General features: G+C 39.1%; 13 protein-coding genes. 8 read left to right on the top strand and 5 right to left on the bottom strand.

Annotation, left to right across the window (positions count from 1 at the left end; translation table 11 throughout):
• Positions 1-89: 89 nt before the first annotated feature.
• The 7 genes from ACOQO1_RS04965 (at position 90) to ACOQO1_RS04935 (ending at position 10578) form a co-directional block, all read left to right on the top strand.
• Positions 90-1193, top strand: coding sequence for a type 1 glutamine amidotransferase domain-containing protein (locus ACOQO1_RS04965; RefSeq protein WP_420601757.1), 1104 nt, complete (start codon positions 90-92; stop codon positions 1191-1193).
• A gap of 160 nt (positions 1194-1353) precedes the next feature.
• Positions 1354-2271, top strand: coding sequence for a helix-turn-helix domain-containing protein (locus tag ACOQO1_RS04960; protein ID WP_420601756.1), 918 nt, complete (start codon positions 1354-1356; stop codon positions 2269-2271).
• A gap of 65 nt (positions 2272-2336) precedes the next feature.
• Positions 2337-2996: an RNA polymerase sigma factor gene (locus tag ACOQO1_RS04955; RefSeq protein WP_420601755.1), complete on the top strand. Its 660-nt coding sequence runs from the start codon at positions 2337-2339 to the stop codon at positions 2994-2996.
• A 214-nt stretch (positions 2997-3210) separates the two neighbouring features.
• A complete protein-coding gene (locus ACOQO1_RS04950) occupies positions 3211-4425 on the top strand; it encodes a FecR family protein (RefSeq protein ID WP_420601754.1) in 1215 nt (404 codons plus the stop codon).
• Positions 4426-4674: 249 nt separating this feature from the next.
• Entirely contained in the window at positions 4675-7929 is a 3255-nt protein-coding gene (locus ACOQO1_RS04945; RefSeq protein ID WP_420601753.1) for a SusC/RagA family TonB-linked outer membrane protein, read from the top strand.
• Between the two features lie 16 nt (positions 7930-7945).
• On the top strand, positions 7946-9292 hold the full coding sequence (locus ACOQO1_RS04940; protein WP_420601752.1) for a RagB/SusD family nutrient uptake outer membrane protein: 1347 nt from the start codon (positions 7946-7948) through the stop codon (positions 9290-9292).
• Positions 9293-9393: 101 nt separating this feature from the next.
• Positions 9394-10578: an exo-beta-N-acetylmuramidase NamZ domain-containing protein gene (locus tag ACOQO1_RS04935; RefSeq protein WP_420601751.1), complete on the top strand. Its 1185-nt coding sequence runs from the start codon at positions 9394-9396 to the stop codon at positions 10576-10578.
• A 104-nt stretch (positions 10579-10682) separates the two neighbouring features.
• Here ACOQO1_RS04935 and ACOQO1_RS04930 read toward each other — a convergent pair whose 3' ends face one another.
• From ACOQO1_RS04930 to ACOQO1_RS04910, 5 genes are all read right to left on the bottom strand, one after another.
• The gene (locus ACOQO1_RS04930) at positions 10683-13649 is read right to left on the bottom strand and encodes a response regulator (RefSeq protein WP_420601750.1); all 2967 of its coding nucleotides are present in this window, start codon (positions 13647-13649) and stop codon (positions 10683-10685) included.
• Between the two features lie 73 nt (positions 13650-13722).
• Positions 13723-14778, bottom strand: coding sequence for a hypothetical protein (locus ACOQO1_RS04925; RefSeq protein ID WP_420601749.1), 1056 nt, complete (start codon positions 14776-14778; stop codon positions 13723-13725).
• Positions 14779-15080: 302 nt separating this feature from the next.
• Complete coding sequence (locus ACOQO1_RS04920; RefSeq protein WP_420601748.1) at positions 15081-15677, bottom strand: hypothetical protein; 597 nt, start codon at positions 15675-15677, stop codon at positions 15081-15083.
• A gap of 18 nt (positions 15678-15695) precedes the next feature.
• Positions 15696-16298 carry a hypothetical protein gene (locus ACOQO1_RS04915; protein ID WP_420601747.1) on the bottom strand — a complete coding sequence of 201 codons (603 nt, stop codon included), beginning with the start codon at positions 16296-16298 and terminating at the stop codon, positions 15696-15698.
• A gap of 335 nt (positions 16299-16633) precedes the next feature.
• Entirely contained in the window at positions 16634-17059 is a 426-nt protein-coding gene (locus tag ACOQO1_RS04910; protein ID WP_420601746.1) for a hypothetical protein, read from the bottom strand.
• Between the two features lie 361 nt (positions 17060-17420).
• On the opposite strand from ACOQO1_RS04910, the gene ACOQO1_RS04905 reads away from it, so the two are divergent.
• Positions 17421-18509, top strand: a complete 1089-nt coding sequence (locus tag ACOQO1_RS04905) for an amidohydrolase family protein (protein ID WP_420601745.1) — start codon at positions 17421-17423, stop codon at positions 18507-18509.
• Positions 18510-18564: the final 55 nt, after the last annotated feature.

Genomic DNA, 18564 nt, shown 5'->3' with positions numbered 1-18564 from the left:
GAATGATTTTTATGCTGACGGAATTATCATTTCGACAGCTTTTGTCGGTTTCCAGCCCTTATTTAGCCCAAACTTTTAAAAAATAGATCATGTTTAAAAAATATCGGGTGCTTAAATGGACATCCCTTTTTATTGTAAGTGTTATTGTTTTTGTGGTATGCTTTTGGTTTTGGCTCAAAAGTTTGATTCCACCATTTGATAAGAATCTGGAACTGACCCAGGTAAAGGACCTTCCGTACGTATCTGAGAACATTGTTCCACAGAGAGGCAAAATATTGGCGGTGGTGACCAGTGTGGATATGATGGGAAACAGTGATAAAACTACAGGTTATGAACTTACAGAGCTGGCCAGGGCCTATTACATTTTTACCGCCAACGGCTTTGAGGTGGATATTGCAAGCCCAAAAGGAGGGAAACCTCCAGTGGTCATTGATGACGAGGATATGGGAGCCTTTGACTTTGCATTTTTAAATGATTCCGTTGCACAGTTCAAAACAAGTAATACCATTCCAATGGAAAATGTGGTTCCGGAACAGTATGAAGCTGTCTATTTTGTTGGTGGGAAGGGAGCCATGTTCGATTTTCCGGATAATGAGGCCATTCAATCCTTGGTAAGGGACTATTACCAATCCAACAAAGTTGTGGGCGCGGTCTGTCATGGGCCATCTGCCTTGGTGAATGTTAAGTTGGATAACGGAAAACCTCTTTTGGAAAACAAAACGGTGAGCGGATTTACCAACAAGGAGGAACTACTGCTAATTTCCGATGCAAGAACCATATTTCCATTTCTACTGCAAGATAAAATGGTGGAACAGGGCGCTAATTTTGATGAAGGTAGCATGTATTTGGACAACGTGAGTCATGACCAAAATCTGATTACTGGTCAAAACCCATGGTCCACGTGGACTTTAGCCGAGCGTATGATCCAGCAAATGGGATATACCCCAAAACATAGGGAGTTGACCGCGGAGGAAAATGCTATGAAAGTACTTTTGGACTTTGAGAAAAATGGCAAAAAGCAGGCAAAGAAAATGATTAAGACCATATATGAGGACAACAAATCCGTGGATAGGATGTTGATGGCCAAACATGGAATCATGTCCATTATGAAAGGTGACCTGGGTGATTTCCCAAAACTTATAAGCTTGGTTTCTTTTGCTAAAAAATGTGAATCGGAAAGCGAAAAAATATAGGTACATTTGAGAAAACAGCTGCTTGGGTTTTTTGGATATTCTTCTTGTTATTATAAGTAGTGCAGGCCTTTTACATGGGATAGCATTTGCTATCTATCTATGCTTTATTAAAAAGAAAAAAAAGCTGGCCAATTACCTATTGGCACTAATTCTGGTCTTTATGGCCTTTAGAATTGGCAAGTCAGTAATGTTGAATTTTGGTAACGATTTGGAACCATTGTTTATTTTTGCAGGCTTGGCTTTTCTATTGTTGATAGGCCCTTTATTACGATGGTATTACGTGGCAATGACCCATGCAAATTTTAGATTGCCACGTCATTATCTTTTAGAACTGCTACCATTTTTCATCATCTTTTCGGCTAGTTTTTTTGTGACCAGAAATTGGTTCGAGACCAATGATAAACAGGTTATTATTGTATTTGGAAGTGTTCTTATTTTTATTTATCTCCATTTTGCTTTTTACATTTTTATGGCTGCAAGTACGGTAAAAAGGGTAAAGAAAAACTATGCCAAAGAACTACAGACAAAATCCCAAAAGGCAATACTTTCTTGGTTGAGTTTATTAATCGTTGGTTTTATTGTTATTTGGATATCCTACTTTCTAAATATTATAGAAGATGCCGTTCCATATATCATAGGTCCCATAATGTATTCAGCGGTAGTTTATTTTTTAAGCATTAAGGCGTTTCAGCTGAAGGTAACGGATGTTGATGGCAATACGTTTAAAAAGAATGATGATATGACACTATTTAATGAAATCTCTAAACTGATTGTGGAGGATAAATTATGTCTTGAACCGGACGTGTCTCTTTCCGGTGTAAGTAAATTGGTGGGTAAAAGTACCCAAAAAGCTTCAGAGGTAATTAATCAATATGCCAAGCGGAATTTTAATGACTTTGTAAATTACTATAGGGTTCAAGAGGCTAAAAAAATGCTCTTGGATGACGAAAATAGCAAGTACACCATATCCGCCATAGCTTTTGATTCTGGTTTTAGTAGCCTATCCTCATTCAATGGTGCTTTTAAAAAGTTCGAGGGGATAACACCGTCGGCTTATAGGAAAAATATGAGCTCATAAAACCAATAATTTCAGCAAATAATTTTTGTAACTTTCACAATGAAAACTCACTACTGCTAGCTATTTTGCCTTTAAAACCCGTACACCAACCAAAACACTTTTCGGAGAATGCAGACAAGAAGTATGCCTCCAAATCAGCTCAGGAGACTAAAATTGAGGATTCCCAGCTTTGGCAAGAATTCCAAGCTGGTAGTGAAGCTGCTTTTGCCAGAATATACAGGGATAATGCTTCTTTGCTTTACAATTATGGTTTAAAGTTGGTGAAGGATAAAAGCTTGATCAAAGATTGTATTCAAAATTTATTCATTGAAATATGGGATACCAAGCATAGGTTAAGCGACGTAAAGTCCATAAAATCTTATCTTTTCAAATCACTTAGAAGAAAATTGATTTCTGAAGCAGTGCAGAGAAGAACTACATCCATTGAAGCCCAGAAAGTGAACGTGGGAGGCAATGTTGTCCATTCCATCGAGCACAGTTTGGCCGAAAAGCAGGTGTTTGACCAACAGCAATTGAAACTGAAAGAAGCCATACAGAAACTTACCGATAGACAAAAAGAAATTATATATCTAAAGTATTATGCCCTGCTAAGCTATGTTGAAATTGCCGAAATAATGTCCTTGAGCAAAAAAGGCGCCTATAAACTAATGGGCAGATCCATTCAGTTTCTAAGAAAACACATGGACACCTTGCCATTTTTGGCCATATCCCTTCTTCTTGATTGATATTTTATACCATTTATGGTCCAGATGAAACCTTGAACACCGCGATTACACTCCTCGTCAATTTAATTTTTTAGTATAGATTGAATAATTTAATATTTTGAAAATCAAATTGTTACTAATTTATCTGAAAAATAATTCTTTTTTTGTGGGGTAAAAAATGGATTTTCTTCTCTTATTAAAAAATAGGGTGTTCGCCCATTACTTATTTAACTAGATGAAGTACGCCAACTATAAGGAAGAAGATTTTATAAAAGATGAATATTTCCAAAAATGGGTTTTAGACCCGGATGAAATGACCTCAAATTTTTGGGATAACTGGCTAGCTTCAAATCCGGAAAAAAAAGAGATTGTTCAAAATGCATCACGGTTTATACAATTACTGGATTTTGATATTGAAGAACTTCCCCAAAAAGACTTTGATGCCATATGGCAAAATGTTATCCAACGTAGAAAAGGTGTTGAAAACAACCTCTATGTACGCGGGGGACAGCATCGCTTAAAAAGAAACTATGTCTTAAAAATAGCAGCACTTTTTGTTGGATTGATTGGAACCGCTTATCTAATATTTCTTGCTGTAGCACCTAACAAAACCGAAAAAACAATTGTTGTCACTGAGCCAAGTATAACATTGGAATTGGAGGATGGTACCATTAAAGTATTGGATGACACATCTTCTGGAATCATAACCAATACCGAAGGACGGCAAATCGTAAATCAGAAACAGAATACCTTATTGTATAACGCTGAAAGCATCACTGCAACAGAGAATGTATCCTATAACCAATTGTCCGTTCCTTTTGGGAAGAAGTTTGAATTGATACTGTCGGACGGCTCACATGTCTTTCTAAATTCCGGGTCCAAACTAAGGTATCCTGTTATCTTTTTAAAAGGAAAACCCAGGGATGTGTATCTGGAAGGGGAGGCATATTTTTCTGTTGAAAAGGATAAAACCAGGCCCTTTACCGTAATCACAGACGATATGAACACTAGCGTATATGGCACAGAATTCAATGTTTCCAGCTATAAAAATGAAAACAACACTTCCACGGTATTGGTAGAGGGCAGTGTGGGGGTGTACAAATCAAACAATGCAGAAGGTCAACAGCCCATTATTCTGGCCTCCGGTGACCGTGCGGTTTTTACGGAAGGTGCAATTGCTGTGGATCAGGTAAATGTATCCAAGTACACTGCTTGGACAAAGGGAGAGCTATTTTTTGTGGACGATCGGTTTGAATTGATCATAAAAGAGTTGGAACGACATTTTAATGTGACCATCAACAATCAATTTTATCAATTGAACGAGAAAAAGTTTACAGGAACCTTCTCCAAGGAATCCTTGGATCAAATTTTAAGGATTTGTCAGGAGCATACCCCATTTAGCTATACGGTAAAGGATGACATCATAACCATTGTCAATAACCAACAATGATAAACAAGTATAACCCAGCTTACATATAATGTTTTTTTGCCTTAAACACGCATATATGAAAGCAACCAAAACCAATAAAATATGAATTGAACACCGCCGAAACCAAAAAATCGGAAAGTGTTCCCGCACTTTCCGATTACAGATTTGATCTAAGTCGTACGAATCAACAAAAATCAAAACAAAATTATGAAAAAACTAATGAACTCACTGGCGAGGTGTTCCCGCACCTTTCCAAAATTTGATTTAAAAATGAAATTCTCACTCTTGTTTTTCATGGTGGCCCTTTTTCAGCTAAAAGCGGAACCTGGGTATGCGCAAAAAATCAAGATTGATCTAAGCATAAATGATGCCTCCATATCCAAAATCATTGAGGAGATAGAATCCAAAACAGAATTTAAATTCTTCTATAGTAAAGAAGAATTGGATTTGGAACGAAAAGTTAGCATTCATGTAAAAAAACAAGAAATACAAAAGGTTCTTAAAAGACTTTTTCCCAACGGTAGTATCAATTATAAAATAATTGACCGCCAGATTGTATTGACGTTGAATAAAGCGAATACACCTTATGAAAAAGTGCCATTGGAAGAAAATAAAATACAAGAATCTTATAGTATTTCTGGAAAAGTCACCGATGAGATTGGAGATCCCCTTCCCGGAGTAACCGTTCAGATAAAAGGCACCAATCAAGGGGTGATTACCGATTTTGAAGGTAATTACATGTTGCAGACAACACTAGAGGCTGGGGACTATGTTCTAGTTTTTAGGTCGCTTGGTTTTACTACACAAGAAGTAACCATAGCACTTGGCTCCCAAACAACGGCTGTAAACAATGTTACCATGGCCACCGATATTTTGGGATTGGACCAGGTTGTGGTAACCGGTGTAGGAGCTTTGACGGCAAAAAAACAAATAGGAAACACGATATCAAGTGTTACCGGGTCTGAAATCTCCGAGTCAGGAGCGGTTGATGTCACTGGTGCACTCTCAGGTAAGTTGGCAGGGATTCAGGTATCCCAAAATTCAGGTGATCCTGCTGCAGGTATAAGTGTTAGGCTGAGAAGCGCCAGTACCGTTAATGGAAGCTCTGATCCACTATATATAATTGATGGTGTAATTGTGAATAACAACTCCACCAACGTATTGGATGTGACAAGTGTGGTTCAAAATAGGTTGTCAGACATTAACCCACAGGATATTGATAGGGTAGAGGTGATTAAAGGAGCCGCAGCGGCCGCAATATATGGATCACGTGCAAGCAATGGGGTAGTGCAGATTTTCACTAAAAAAGGACGGTCGGGAAAGCCTGTGATTACGGTATCCTCCAGCGTGAATTTTAATTTCCTGAGAAAAAAACGTGATTTTAATCAAGAGCCCCTTGATTGGACCTCCTCTGATATTACTGTGCTGGATACGGAGCCAGTTACCCGGTATGATTATCAGGATATGGTTTTTCAGAATTCCGCAGGAACGGATAACTATGTTTCGATATCCGGAGGAACGGAAAACACGGATTATTTTGCTTCACTCTCTTATTTGAAGAATGAAGGAATCATGAAATCCACGGATTACGAACGAAAAGGAGGGCGAATAAGAATCAATCAGAAATTTAATGATTGGGCATCTGCCTCTGCTGGAATGTACTTTTCCACAAGTCATAGCAATGATGTTCCCAATGGAGGTTATGGATTTGGGGTTTTACAAACCATTTTGTTCACGAACAACAAAATTGACCCAGCTCCGGATGAAAATGGCAACTATCCGCAAATGACCTTTTATCCGAACATTCTGGAGTATATAGAAACATTTGACTTTCAACAGAATAATAACAGGACCATCAGTGATCTACAGATAAACCTGTCTCCGACCAATGATCTTAAAATAAATTATACGTTGGGGTACGACAACGCGGAATCAAGAGGGACCAGATATGTTCCTATTGGAACCACAACGGTACCATTGGGTAGTGCAAGTACCACCACCATAAGCACCAAGTTGTTCAATAGTGATTTGAACGCTTCTTTTGATAAAATGCTCAATGATAACTTAAAATCTACTACGACAGCAGGTTTTTCATGGCAGGCAGATGAAAACATATTACGGTCAATTTCGGGTACGGGATTGGCTCTAGGTGTGAGAACTACAGATGGAGCGGCTTCAATTACTACAAATGAAAATAGAAGCGAGAGAACGTTTTGGGGTGGATTTTTACAACAAACATTTGGTTTGGACAATAAACTTTTCCTCACAGGTGCAATTCGATTGGATGGATCCTCGGTATTTGGCAAGGACGAAAGAAATCAATTCTATCCAAAAGCAAGTACATCATACTTGATTTCCGAAGAAGATTTCTGGAAAAATAGCCTAGGGAATGTGTTCAATAGTTTTAAGCTTAGGGCCGCATGGGGGCAAGCAGGGAATCTTACAGCTATTGGGCCTTTTGACCGATTGTCCAATTATATAGCTACAAGTATAGATGGAAATTCGGGTTTGATAGCTCCAACCCGACTTGGGAATCCAGATTTGAAGCCTGAAAGGCAAACGGAACTGGAATTTGGTGTGGATATGGCCCTGTTTGATAACAGGTTGGGTATTGAGCTCACGTATTATTCACAGGACATTGAAGATTTGTTGTTGGCAAGGACCTTATCACCAAGCACAGGCGCTGGATCTAGGGTCGAGAATATTGGAACGATGACCAATAAAGGGTTTGAGGCAATGATTACTGCCACTCCAATTCAAACCAATAATTTTAGTTGGTCCGTTACAGGAACCTATTCATCCAATAGAAACGAGGTGAATGATATTGCAGGGGAACAGTTTGGAATAGGGAATTTTGGATTCTCCGTTGCCAAAAATGGTCAACCTTTAGGTGTGTTTTACCAAGGTTTTTATGCTAGAAACCCGGATGGAAGTTTACTCTTGACTCCAGGTGGACTTCCGCAAAGAGAAAAGGGGTCTTTTGATGCCGATGGAAACCCAGTTCCAGAAAGGGACGGCTCAGGGCAGCCTAGTGGTGCCAACTTGAGCAAGGTTATAGGTGACCCTAACCCAGATTTCATTGCTTCTTTGATTAACGAGTTAAAATACAAGGACTTTTCATTTAGAATGCAATTGGATGCGGTTCAAGGTGTTGATATTTTGAGCTGGGACCAACGAATGTTCTATCGTTTTGGTGGTGGTCCTGCAACTGCCAGCGAGCTTAGGGGAGATGAAGTTAGAGGAACTGGTAGTGCAAATTTTGGCATTGCGGAATCCTATATTGAAGATGGGTCTTATATCAAGCTTCGCGAGATATCATTAGGCTATTTGTTACGAGAACCGCTTAAAGGGGTCGATAGTTTCAAGTTCTTTTTGACCGGACGTAATTTATTTTCCATAGACAATTTTTCAAGTTATGACCCAGAAGTAAACATTGATGCCCAAAGCAATGGATCAAGGGGTGGTATTATGGGGCTGATTCCCATACCGGCTGTAATTAAGTTAGGTATAACGGCTACATTCTAATTAAAAAATTGAAAAGATGAAAAATATAAAAATATATAGCATAGTAGGTGTTTTTCTTCTTGTAACTGGTTTGTTTACAGGATGTGAAACAGAGTTTGAAAATCCAAATAACCCTACCGAGGAAGTTGTTTTAAAAACAAAGGACGGGCTCTTTGCTTTGGCTACGGGAATAAGACAATATTATTCGGTAACTGCATTGAGACAGGTAGTTGAAGCACCAGGAATAACAACAAGGGAGCTTGGAGTGACCAATACTTTTTTAAATATTAATGAATTGGCCAAAGGTGGGGCAGAACTACCTCCTGAAAGTGGGGGTATTACCAACCCATGGGTCAATCTTCTTCGGGCAAAAGGAATGGCTGAATCATTAATTGAAGGAGCCAACACAGTAGAACTCACTGCGGGTACACGTAGCGGGCTTTTGGCTTACGGAAATCTGTTTAAGGCCATGTGTTTGGGGTCCATGATTCAGATGTTTGAACAAGTACCCATTAACAATTCCGCAGATGGAGAAGCTCCGTTTAGCGATAGGGCCGCAGTGTTGGCTGAATGCATAGCGCTTTTGGAAGGAGCACGAGATGCACTTGCTGGAACTCCAATGTCTGATGAATTCCAATCAACGGTATTATGGGCGGATTTAAGTTTACCAAAGACCATAAATGCATTCTTGTCCAGGTATCAACTATGGGCAGGCAATTATGCGGAATCAATTACTGCCGCGGATGCTGTTCTGAATGACAGCGATGCGACCAATTCCATGTGGATTTATGATGCAAACAATCAAAACCCTATATGGAACAGGACAGTCAATTCAACAGATTTAAAGCCACAGACCAATTTTGGTTTGCTAGGAGCTTTTATTCCCGAGGTGGCAGATGGACGAATTGCTTTTTATTTGGGAGCTGATGCCGGGTTTGCCAATGCAGATGCCGGAGGCCAGGCTATTAGTGAAATGCTTGGTTTTGCAGCCACGAATACTACCCCTGTTCCTATTTATCTTCCAGGAGAAATGATGCTGAACAAGGCAGAGGCTTATGCAAGACAGAATCAGTTGGACAATGCGGTAACACAGATAAATTTGGTGCGGCAAAAGAGTGACGACCCTCTTGGGGTAAATGCAAATTTGCCCGCATGGGCAGGCAATGCTGCAAGCCAAACTGATATTCTGAATGAAATCTATAAAAACAGGTCAATTGAGCTGTTCTTAACCGGATTGAGATGGGGCGATAACAAGCGGTTTTTTCCAGATTTTGCGGTTCCAACGGAGGCAAATACCACCAACCAGAGGAACAGGAACTTTTATCCATACCCAACAATAGAAAGGGAAAACAATCCCAATACTCCAGCAAACCCTTCTATTTAATAAAAAATTTGAGTTGGTTAGTTTAATTCTGTATGGGGGCAGCGGCGTGGCTGTCCCTATACAACCAACGACTATCCTTAAATTCTTTAAAAACGAGCAAAATGAACGTTTACACAGGCCTTGATGTTATAGTAAAGGATAAGATTCTTCAACAGAAGTATAACGGAAATGTGGCCTTGTTATGCCACAATGGGTCCATTGACCATACCCATACCCATGCGGCAATACGATTTCAGGAAATGTTTGGAGCTAGGTTTGTGAAATTATTTGGACCTCAGCATGGTTTTTCAACGGATGTGCAAGACAATATGGTGGAAACCAATCATGTGATACACCCATATTTTAATATACCGGTGTATTCCCTGTATTCGGAAACACGTATTCCTACGGATGAGATGTTAGAGGGCATAGACCACTTTTTTGTTGATCTACAGGATGTTGGGTGTAGAATCTACACCTACATTTATACACTTACCCTCTTGTTGGAAAAATGCTCCGATAGAGATATTCAGGTGATTGTTTTGGACCGTCCAAATCCAATCAACGGAATTGATATTGAAGGTAATTTGGTTGAGCCGGGATTTGAGTCGTTTGTTGGATTGCATCCGCTTCCCATTCGACATGCTATGACCATTGGCGAAGTAGGTCTAATGCACCAGGAACGTTGGGCCCCGGAAAAGACCAATCTAGAAATCATAAAAATGCAGAATTGGAACAGGGAAATGTTCTTCGAAGATACTGGGTTGCCATGGGTTTTACCATCTCCAAATTTGGCAAGGCCTGAAAGTACCATTACTTTTCCCGCAACTGTTTTTTTTGAAGGAACACTTTTAAGTGAAGGACGAGGCACGTCACAACCATTGGAAATTGTAGGTCACCCCAAGATTGAACCCTATTCCTTTTATAAAGACCATATGGTTTCCAAGATTAAGGCATCAAAACTTGAGGGTTTTGTGCTGAGGCCCATAACTTTTCTTCCCACTTTTCAAAAACATGGGAACATTGTCTGCGGAGGGGTTCAAATCCATGTGACCGACCGGGTGAAGTTTAAACCGTGGCGTACAGGGCAGTTCATTATGAAAGAGCTGTATCATTTTTTAGAGGATGATTTCAAATGGAAAGAACCTCCTTATGAATATAATTACACACAAAACCCCATTGATGTCATTAATGGAACTGACAAATTGAGGCGTTGGATAGAGCAAAATGATTCCGTGGAAGTTCTTGACTCTTTTGAAAATTTAGAGGATTATAAACGAGTATTTGATGCGATAAAGATGTATTGAACAATTTGCGAAGTACAAAACACCATTTTGTAATGTATTGGATTGGAAAAGTTCCACTTACATCAATTTATATAGTGGTTTTCATATTTTCTTTTCATTCTGACTTATTGCTTGGATTCCATATATTGGGAAGGTGAGCAGCCAAAGTGTTTTTTAAAAGTGGTAGCAAAATAAGCTGGTTGATTGAACCCTACGGCGTACCCGACCTCGGATATATTGTCATGCCCCTTTTGTAATAGCTTAGCAGCCAGTTTTAACCGCTGAACCCTTATAAATTCCGATGTGGAAAGTCCAGTAAGTGCTTTTAATTTGCGATGCAGGTGCATGCGACTCAATCCAATTTGGTCGGAAAAAGATCTTGCATTGAATCCAGGATTGGTCAATTCAACATCCAATATTTGCTGAATTCTGTTTAGCAACCTTTTGTCTATACTGGTAAGCTCAATATTTTTTGTCTTTAGGAATGGTTCCTTACTAAATTTTTCTTGGATGGCGGTTCTAGTCGCTATCAGCTTATCAATGATTACCCTTAATTTTTCTTCTTTGAAAGGCTTTACCATATAGGCATCGGCTCCAGTTTTTAAACCTGTCAATTCGTTTTCCTCTCCTGATTTTGCAGTCAACAAAACAATGGGTACATGTGAGGTTCGTTCATCTTTTTTAAGTGTATTGCTCAAATAAATTCCATCTTTTACCGGCATCATAATATCCGATATGATTAAATCGGGTACCGTCTTTAGAGCCATATCCACTCCTTTTTCGCCGTTTTCCGCTTCAAGTATTTGATATTCTTTTTTGAACAGGGTTTTGATGAATAACCGAATCTCTTCGTTATCATCCACCACCAGCAAAACGGGATGTGAAAAATTAGCTGATTCCTCCTCGCTCTCATTGGCTTCAAACAGCCATTCCTGGTTTGATCGGTCCTCAAATTGCTGTTCTACGCCGTCTATGATCAGATTCTCTTTGGAAAAGACGTGTTTGGAAATAGGTAAGGTAACAACAAACTCCACGGTTTGCTCATCAGGTTTTTGGACATTTACTGTTCCGTGAGCCAGGGAGGTCATCTCTTGCACCAAGGAAAGACCTATTCCAAATCCCTGGTTTAGGGAATTGGTTTGAAAAAAACGATCAAATAATTGTGATAATTCCTTTTCCGACAACTCCTCATTTTGATTTACTATTCTTAAGATGGCATTTTGATTTTTTGAGCTTGCCTCAAACCCAATATGCCCGTAGTCAACACTATATTTCAGCGCATTGGACAAAAGATTGGTGACAATTTTTTCCACTACATCATGGTCAAACCATACCCCGCCAGGTATATCAATTTGAGCTTTGAAGACCATGCCTTTTTGGGTGGCCTGATATTCAAAAGGCTCTGCCAAATGTTTCAGGAAAAGTTCCATGTTGCCTTTTTTTATTGTCAATTTTCTCCGCCCAGCTTCAATTTTTGAAAGATCTAGAATTTGATTTACAAGTTTTAATAACCGATTGGCATTTCGTTGTATCAGTCCCAAATCTGTTTTGTCATCAGGTGATAGGTCACTCCTAGATAACTGATGAGCCACAGGGCCTGATATCAGAGTCAGGGGTGTTCTGAATTCGTGGGAGATATTGGCAAAGAACTTTGATTTTGCCGACTCCAACTCCTTTAGTCTTTGATTCGTTTTTTGTTTGTTTCTAAAAAGAAAAAACAAAGTGACAAAGGCCAATCCCAAAATAGAGATGCCTCCAATCAAAAGATTATTTTGGTTTGTGGCTTTTTGTGCAGCTAGTTCGGACTTTGAAGTGAGCAGTTCTATTTCTTGCAGTTGTTTATCGTTCTGATATTTTTTGTTGAGTTCCTCAACTTCCAACTCGTTTTGGGATTTTTGGATGCTAGCCTCCAACTCCATTTGACTTTCAAGTGCTATCATTGCATTCCTGTAATCTTTGCTGTCTTTGTATGCATCATATAGTCCACGATAAACATTGAGCAGTTGGATGGGCATTGTATCGTCTTGATCTCCATTTTTTATCTGTTCCGCTGCTTTCTTAAAATAAAAGATGGCTTTCTCATATTGTTTTTTATGCCAATACAGATCTCCTAGGTTGGTCTGGTTAGAAACGCTGTGTATGCCTTGCTGGGAACTTTCCGGAATCTTAGAAGCCTTTAAAAGGTAGAATTCAGCATTTTCCAAATCATTTACCTCCAAATAGACACTGCCCAATCTTCTATAAATATTTCCAAGAATGCGTAGGTCTCCATATGCCTCATAATAATCCTTAGCTTTCAACGAGTGTTCTATGGCCTTTTCATGGTCTTGCAGTAAATCGTAATAAGTACTCAGGGCCACCTCACCATAATATACTCCCTCTTCCATACCCAATTTCCTGTACACCTTGATACTCTTCTCAATATAGTTTACAGCTTCTGGATTTCTTAGTTCGGAATATATCATCCCAATGTTCGTATAGGCCGCAGCCAAGGATTTATCCATCTCATCCTGAGAGGTATAAATTGAATCCAGTTTTAAATAATGCGTAAGTGCTTCTGGGTATTCCGTCCGTTCAAAGTGTCGGTTTCCTATCAAAATATATATGGAGGAAAGTGTTCTCCAGTCATTGGTTTGCTTTGCATTGAACAAAGCCAACTGAGCATATTTTTTTGATAGTGAATCGTTTCTTCGGATATTATAAATCACCCCTATTTTCTTATAGCAGTCTGCCAAATAGGACTTGTTTTGAAGCTTTTCAGCTACTTTGGCGGCTTTGTTGATGTAGTAAAAAGCACTGTCTATATCGGATTTTGCGAATTGATATCTACCACTCAAAGAATAGTACAAATACTGGCCATCGGTATGATTGTTTTTTTCGGCAATCGCTTTGATGTTTTTACGGTACCGATTGGCGGAATCAGGTGAAATATAGAGATAAGCCACAAAAATCTCCTCATTTAATCCAATGGACTCCTCCACACTGTTATTTCTTATCAACAATTGTTTTAAAGAATCAATCTCTTTTCCAGCTTGGCTCCATGTCACAGAAAGGCTAAATAAAGACAATAGTATGAAAGCTGTATTTTTCATCTTAAGGTTGAATTATAAAAAGGTACAAAAACACATGAATGGTATTTAGTTAAAGGGTTACAAAGCTTAAAGCTTACCGATAATAAGTCAAATACCCGGTAGATGGAAACTCCGAAGGACAAGTACCTGAAGTTTCCCTTTCAACACGCAATGTGCCATCGGCCTGTAACTGAAAATAAAAATATCCTCCAGATTCAACTTCGTAACAATGTTCCGTGGTCACCCCTTCAGGATCGGCATATGTTGCCGCACCCAAAAGTGTTCTATATACGTTGATTTCGGTACCTCTTACAATTTTCACGGTTCCATTTAATGTGGTAGCCACAAGCAAGGGCGAAAATTCAGTTTGGCCATGATAGGGAGTTGAAAATACTTCTACCGTATCAAACCAAGGCCCAGCAATGGTCCCTGCCTTGCCTCTTGGTCCTCTACAATTTAATGGTTGAGCTAGGGGTTTGGGTCCGAATAGATCATACATTTGATTTCGTAAGTCGGCTGTAAAATAATCATACGGACAAGTGGAATGCCTGAAGGTTTCCACAGGGTGAAATCGGTCATTGTTCAAAAATGTCTGAGAACGTTCGGAATGGTATACCCCAAAGTCAAAACTTTTTGCTTGTGCTGTACCTGAGGTAGTGCCTATTAACTCTCCCGCCGAAAAACTAAGTAGGGTAGGAGCCTGACCTTCAAACATACTTATGCCTTGGCCTACTACCAAATCCCGTATGGCGGTAACTGGATTTGTTATATGACCAAATCGTAGCACTACCTCGCAACTGGCCCTAAACATGGGTTGATAGTCAGTTCCGTCAAAGGTGACATTGACTAAATCCATATCAACAGGAGCATAAATGGGCACTTCAGTAACTTCAGGCTTAATAAATACATAGGTGTGCGCAGAAAAATTATGGAATACCTGGAGTTCACCCAAGGGCTCAATATGCTGGATATCTTCAAGATCTGTAAAAGCAGCCGTAAAGGTCACATTGGGATTGGAACCAGTTTCACATGCCGATGAAGGTGGTGGTTCATTAGGGTTGCCTTCATCACTTCCACAGGCAAGCAGCAAAGAGTTCACCATAACTCCCATGGCAATTATTATCAAAGTTTGAATGCTGCTCCTGTTCATGATTCATTTATTTTTTGCTATAAAAATTTTGTTCTTATAAGTAAATCTGTGCAATCTTTGGTCATTGGCCATAGAATCCCTAGGACAGAATAGAGGCCTTGTTCCATTTTACATTAAAGAGTTGGGAGTATGGTCTTTCCATACTGTCCTTTGTTTACATTTCTATCTGTTAGCATTCTTTCGTTCTTATAATTTACAACAATATTTGATTATGCCTATGATGCGATACTCAATGGGACTCAAAAAAAGTGAAGAAAAACAAAACAATATTGTGCTTTTTGTTTTTTGAGGCTTAAATAACGTCAATCCATTAGGTTATAAAAGGCTTTTACCGCCTCGTAGTTGGAGTAGTCCAGTTTGCTAGATTGAGCACTTTCAGGTACCAACACATATCTGAACCTGTTCCCCCTGGAGCCAGAGTATTGTAAGTCTGTTAAATCAACACCGTTGGTGCTTATAAGAGTTACGGTTATGCCGTTCAATGTTACTCCGTTGTTTCCAAACGTGAAGGAATACCAGGTGTTAGACCAACGACCGGCGTTGGGCATAGGATAAATACTCGAAGTTCCCCATTGTTGTAGATACACAAACACCAAGGTTTTATTCCTAAGTTCAATATTGTCTATCTCCGTAATTAACAGGTTCATTGACTTTGCCCTAGGGTCATCTTGCACATTCCAATCCGCATCAATCCAATTGGAAAAGATCACATTGGCGTTGCCGTCCTCTCCATCTGCTCCATCTTGCCCATCTGTACCATCTTGTCCATCAATCCCTGGTGTACCCTGCTCACCTTGTGGACCAATGGCTCCATCTGCACCATCCTCTGCACTACAGGCTAAGAAGATGATTACAAATGTCAATAGACCCATGAATTTAAATAATCTAGATTTTTTCATGTTGCTTTATTTTTTGGTTTATGGATTAATTCCAAGGTGTTCAACTATTTCTTGATAGCTCATTTTAGAGAAATCCACGATGTTTCTTTTATCTGCGGTGGATGGAGGTTCAATTATCATGTACCGAAACTGCGTTTCCGGACCTAGATATTCGTTGTCCGACACGTTGCGGCCAAAAGACTCTATTTGAATAAACAGACCATTACCTTGAATTGGGCTTTTATATAAAAGTTCAATGGCCCCACTGCCATCATGTTGCACCAAGGGCAACAATTCTATGATCGTACTGGTTGGGAATGGCTGATGCCTTCGGTACATCAAGAACACATTGTTCTCAATTTGAGACTCGGTAAGTATTAGATCAGGAATCCTGACAAATTTAAAATCGGGTAAGTTTGTGGTCCAAGTATCAATTTGAAACCATCCAGAGGAAATCACACTTGAATTCGCGTCTTGTCCATCTACCCCGTCCTGGCCATCTGTGCCAGGTACTCCTTGTTCACCTTGCGGTCCCTGAGGTCCTGCCGGGCCAACCGCACCATCTTCAGCTGAACAGGAAGATAGAATTGTAAACATTATAATAAAAGGGATGACCCAAAAACTGAAACGTACTGTTTTCATGACTTTAGATTTAATGTTAACCTTGTTTTTTTGGGGGAAGTTTCCTTAGGATTTGTTCATACTAGCAGTGAAAACCATTGGTGCATCAAAAATATGAAGCAGCTTATCCAATGTTTTTTTGATATGTAACAAATACTTTTTGATATGTAACAAGGTATAAAACACGGCCTAAAATCAATATTGGTACATAAAACGCCTATTCTTTAAAATGAAATAAACCAAAAAAAAGTAGTTTAAACCACTCAGTCCTTTAAAGGACGGAATAGCTTAAACTACCTTTAAAAACCAATATATGTTTATTGAATTAAGAAACGTTTTTAAAATGTATTAAACCTTTAATTGGTTACTGGAACTTCAATGGTTAAGAACATATCTTTCCCTTCTTCGTCTTCACCTTGATAAAATTTAAACACATAAGGTTCATGTTGAAGAACTTGTATCGGGATTGAAAAAACAGTTTCTGTAATGCTTGGGTTACAAGCAATTCCATCATCTATATGGGCTATGGGATAGATAAGTCTTTCGGCTCCTTTATAAATGTAGTCAAATTGGTTGTAATAGGAATAACAGCTGTTTGGTAATTCTATGGTAACATCAATTTGATAGGTGCTTCCATAGTTAAATTCCTCCGGAAGCTCTGCGCTTGCCACTTTTACATGTTCTAAGTGATAATCGTGGTCGTCATAATCGTCTTTGCTGCATGATGTTAATGACATGGCAATGGCAACAATCATAATGGGTAAGTACTTCAAATTTTTCATCTTAATTTTATTTTTAATTTCTGTTCAAACGTACTAGCACTTCACATTTTATATGGTTACATTTTAAGTGAACCGTCCTAATTGTTAATTGAGGTAACCTCAAAGACAATTGAAGCAGTTGATGCTCATTTCAATTAGGGAAATATTCATGACTCTTCTGGAAATTGGATCTCCCCAATATTCATTACCATTCACTATTTTTAAACAAGAATTAAAGTCAAAATTGTTGGAATAAGGCAGTAATTCTTTAAGTTGCATTCCTGGAGCATGGAATTGTAGCAGGTAGAAGACGGAAGTCGACAGTAAATCTGTAGTGAATTTCAGCAACTCAAAATGAGTTTCTAACCATAAAAACCATCCTATGAAGAATTGTATCTATTTGCTAATTGCTGTGGTGTTTATTGTTTCCTGCAAGGAAAAATCGAGTAATGACCAGGAGAAAAAAGAAACCGTAATCCTCGATAAGAAATCAATAAAAAAAATAGACGTTCATGCACATTATAAATACGATCGTGATTATCTGCAGGACTTTTTTGAGGAATGGAATATGCAAGGTGTATTGGTTGATGTAGCTATTAAGGATTCCACTGAGATTAGAAGAAGTTGGGATACATATGTTGAACTGGCCCAAGCCAGACCAGATTTATTTTGGCTGTGTTCTTCTTTGATTGGAGTAGGGATAAGTGATTCTGATTTTGCAGAAAGGGAGATTGCACGTCTTACCAAGGAAATTGAGCAAGGCGCCAAAATGGTCAAGGTTTGGAAGAATTTTGGTATGGTAACCAAAGATGCCAGTGGAACGTTTATACAGATAGATGATAAGAGGTTACAGCCCATTTGGGATTTTCTGAAGGAAAAAGGGATACCGGTTATGGCACATATTGGCGAACCAGTACAGGCTTGGCGCCCCTTGGATGATCCTAACAATCCTCACTATGGTTATTATACCCAAAACCCACAGTACCATGCGTTTCAGCATCCTGAAATTCCAACTTACGAGACGATTATTTCTGCGAGGGACAACTGGATATCAAACAACCCCGGTCTAAAGATATTGTGTGCCCATATGGGCAGTATGTCACATGATGTTGATATGATTGCTGAACGCCTGGACAAGTTTGAGAATATGTATGTAGAGCCAGCGGCTAGATTTGGTGATTTGGCAGGTCAGGATTCAAAAAAGGTTAGAGCTTTTTTTGAAAAATATCAAAACAGGATTATGTTCGGAACGGACTACGGAAACAACAACTCCCAAGAGGTATTAAGTAGCGATGAACTTCAAAAAGAGCGTGACGAACTCTATAAGGGATACAGCGATAGATGGACGTATTTGAGCAGTTCGGATTCTGTGGAAATAAGAAATCAAAAGACGGTAGGGCTGAATCTTTCAAAAACCGTTCTACAAAAAATCTATTACCAAAACATGGCAGATTTATTCAATGGTAAATAGAGCCTCAGTGGAATTTAAGAGCACCTAGTAGAAAAGTTTCATAAGTTCGAATTAG

This window comes from Flagellimonas sp. (genome assembly GCF_965222555.1).
In the GTDB taxonomy this organism is placed as follows: domain Bacteria; phylum Bacteroidota; class Bacteroidia; order Flavobacteriales; family Flavobacteriaceae; genus Flagellimonas.
This window is presented reverse-complemented; position numbering and strand designations above follow the sequence as displayed.

Excerpts from the sequence above, each read along its gene's own strand:
- ACOQO1_RS04965 (WP_420601757.1), top strand. The coding sequence starts at position 90 with ATGTTTAAAAAATATCGGGTGCTTAAATGGACATCCCTTTTTATTGTA.
- ACOQO1_RS04960 (WP_420601756.1), top strand. The coding sequence starts at position 1,354 with ATGGCCTTTAGAATTGGCAAGTCAGTAATGTTGAATTTTGGTAACGAT.
- ACOQO1_RS04950 (WP_420601754.1), top strand. The coding sequence starts at position 3,211 with ATGAAGTACGCCAACTATAAGGAAGAAGATTTTATAAAAGATGAATAT.
- ACOQO1_RS04945 (WP_420601753.1), top strand. The coding sequence starts at position 4,675 with ATGAAATTCTCACTCTTGTTTTTCATGGTGGCCCTTTTTCAGCTAAAA.
- ACOQO1_RS04940 (WP_420601752.1), top strand. The coding sequence starts at position 7,946 with ATGAAAAATATAAAAATATATAGCATAGTAGGTGTTTTTCTTCTTGTA.
- ACOQO1_RS04935 (WP_420601751.1), top strand. The coding sequence starts at position 9,394 with ATGAACGTTTACACAGGCCTTGATGTTATAGTAAAGGATAAGATTCTT.
- ACOQO1_RS04930 (WP_420601750.1), bottom strand. The coding sequence starts at position 13,649 with ATGAAAAATACAGCTTTCATACTATTGTCTTTATTTAGCCTTTCTGTG.
- ACOQO1_RS04925 (WP_420601749.1), bottom strand. The coding sequence starts at position 14,778 with ATGAACAGGAGCAGCATTCAAACTTTGATAATAATTGCCATGGGAGTT.
- ACOQO1_RS04920 (WP_420601748.1), bottom strand. The coding sequence starts at position 15,677 with ATGAAAAAATCTAGATTATTTAAATTCATGGGTCTATTGACATTTGTA.
- ACOQO1_RS04915 (WP_420601747.1), bottom strand. The coding sequence starts at position 16,298 with ATGAAAACAGTACGTTTCAGTTTTTGGGTCATCCCTTTTATTATAATG.
- ACOQO1_RS04910 (WP_420601746.1), bottom strand. The coding sequence starts at position 17,059 with ATGAAAAATTTGAAGTACTTACCCATTATGATTGTTGCCATTGCCATG.
- ACOQO1_RS04905 (WP_420601745.1), top strand. The coding sequence starts at position 17,421 with ATGAAGAATTGTATCTATTTGCTAATTGCTGTGGTGTTTATTGTTTCC.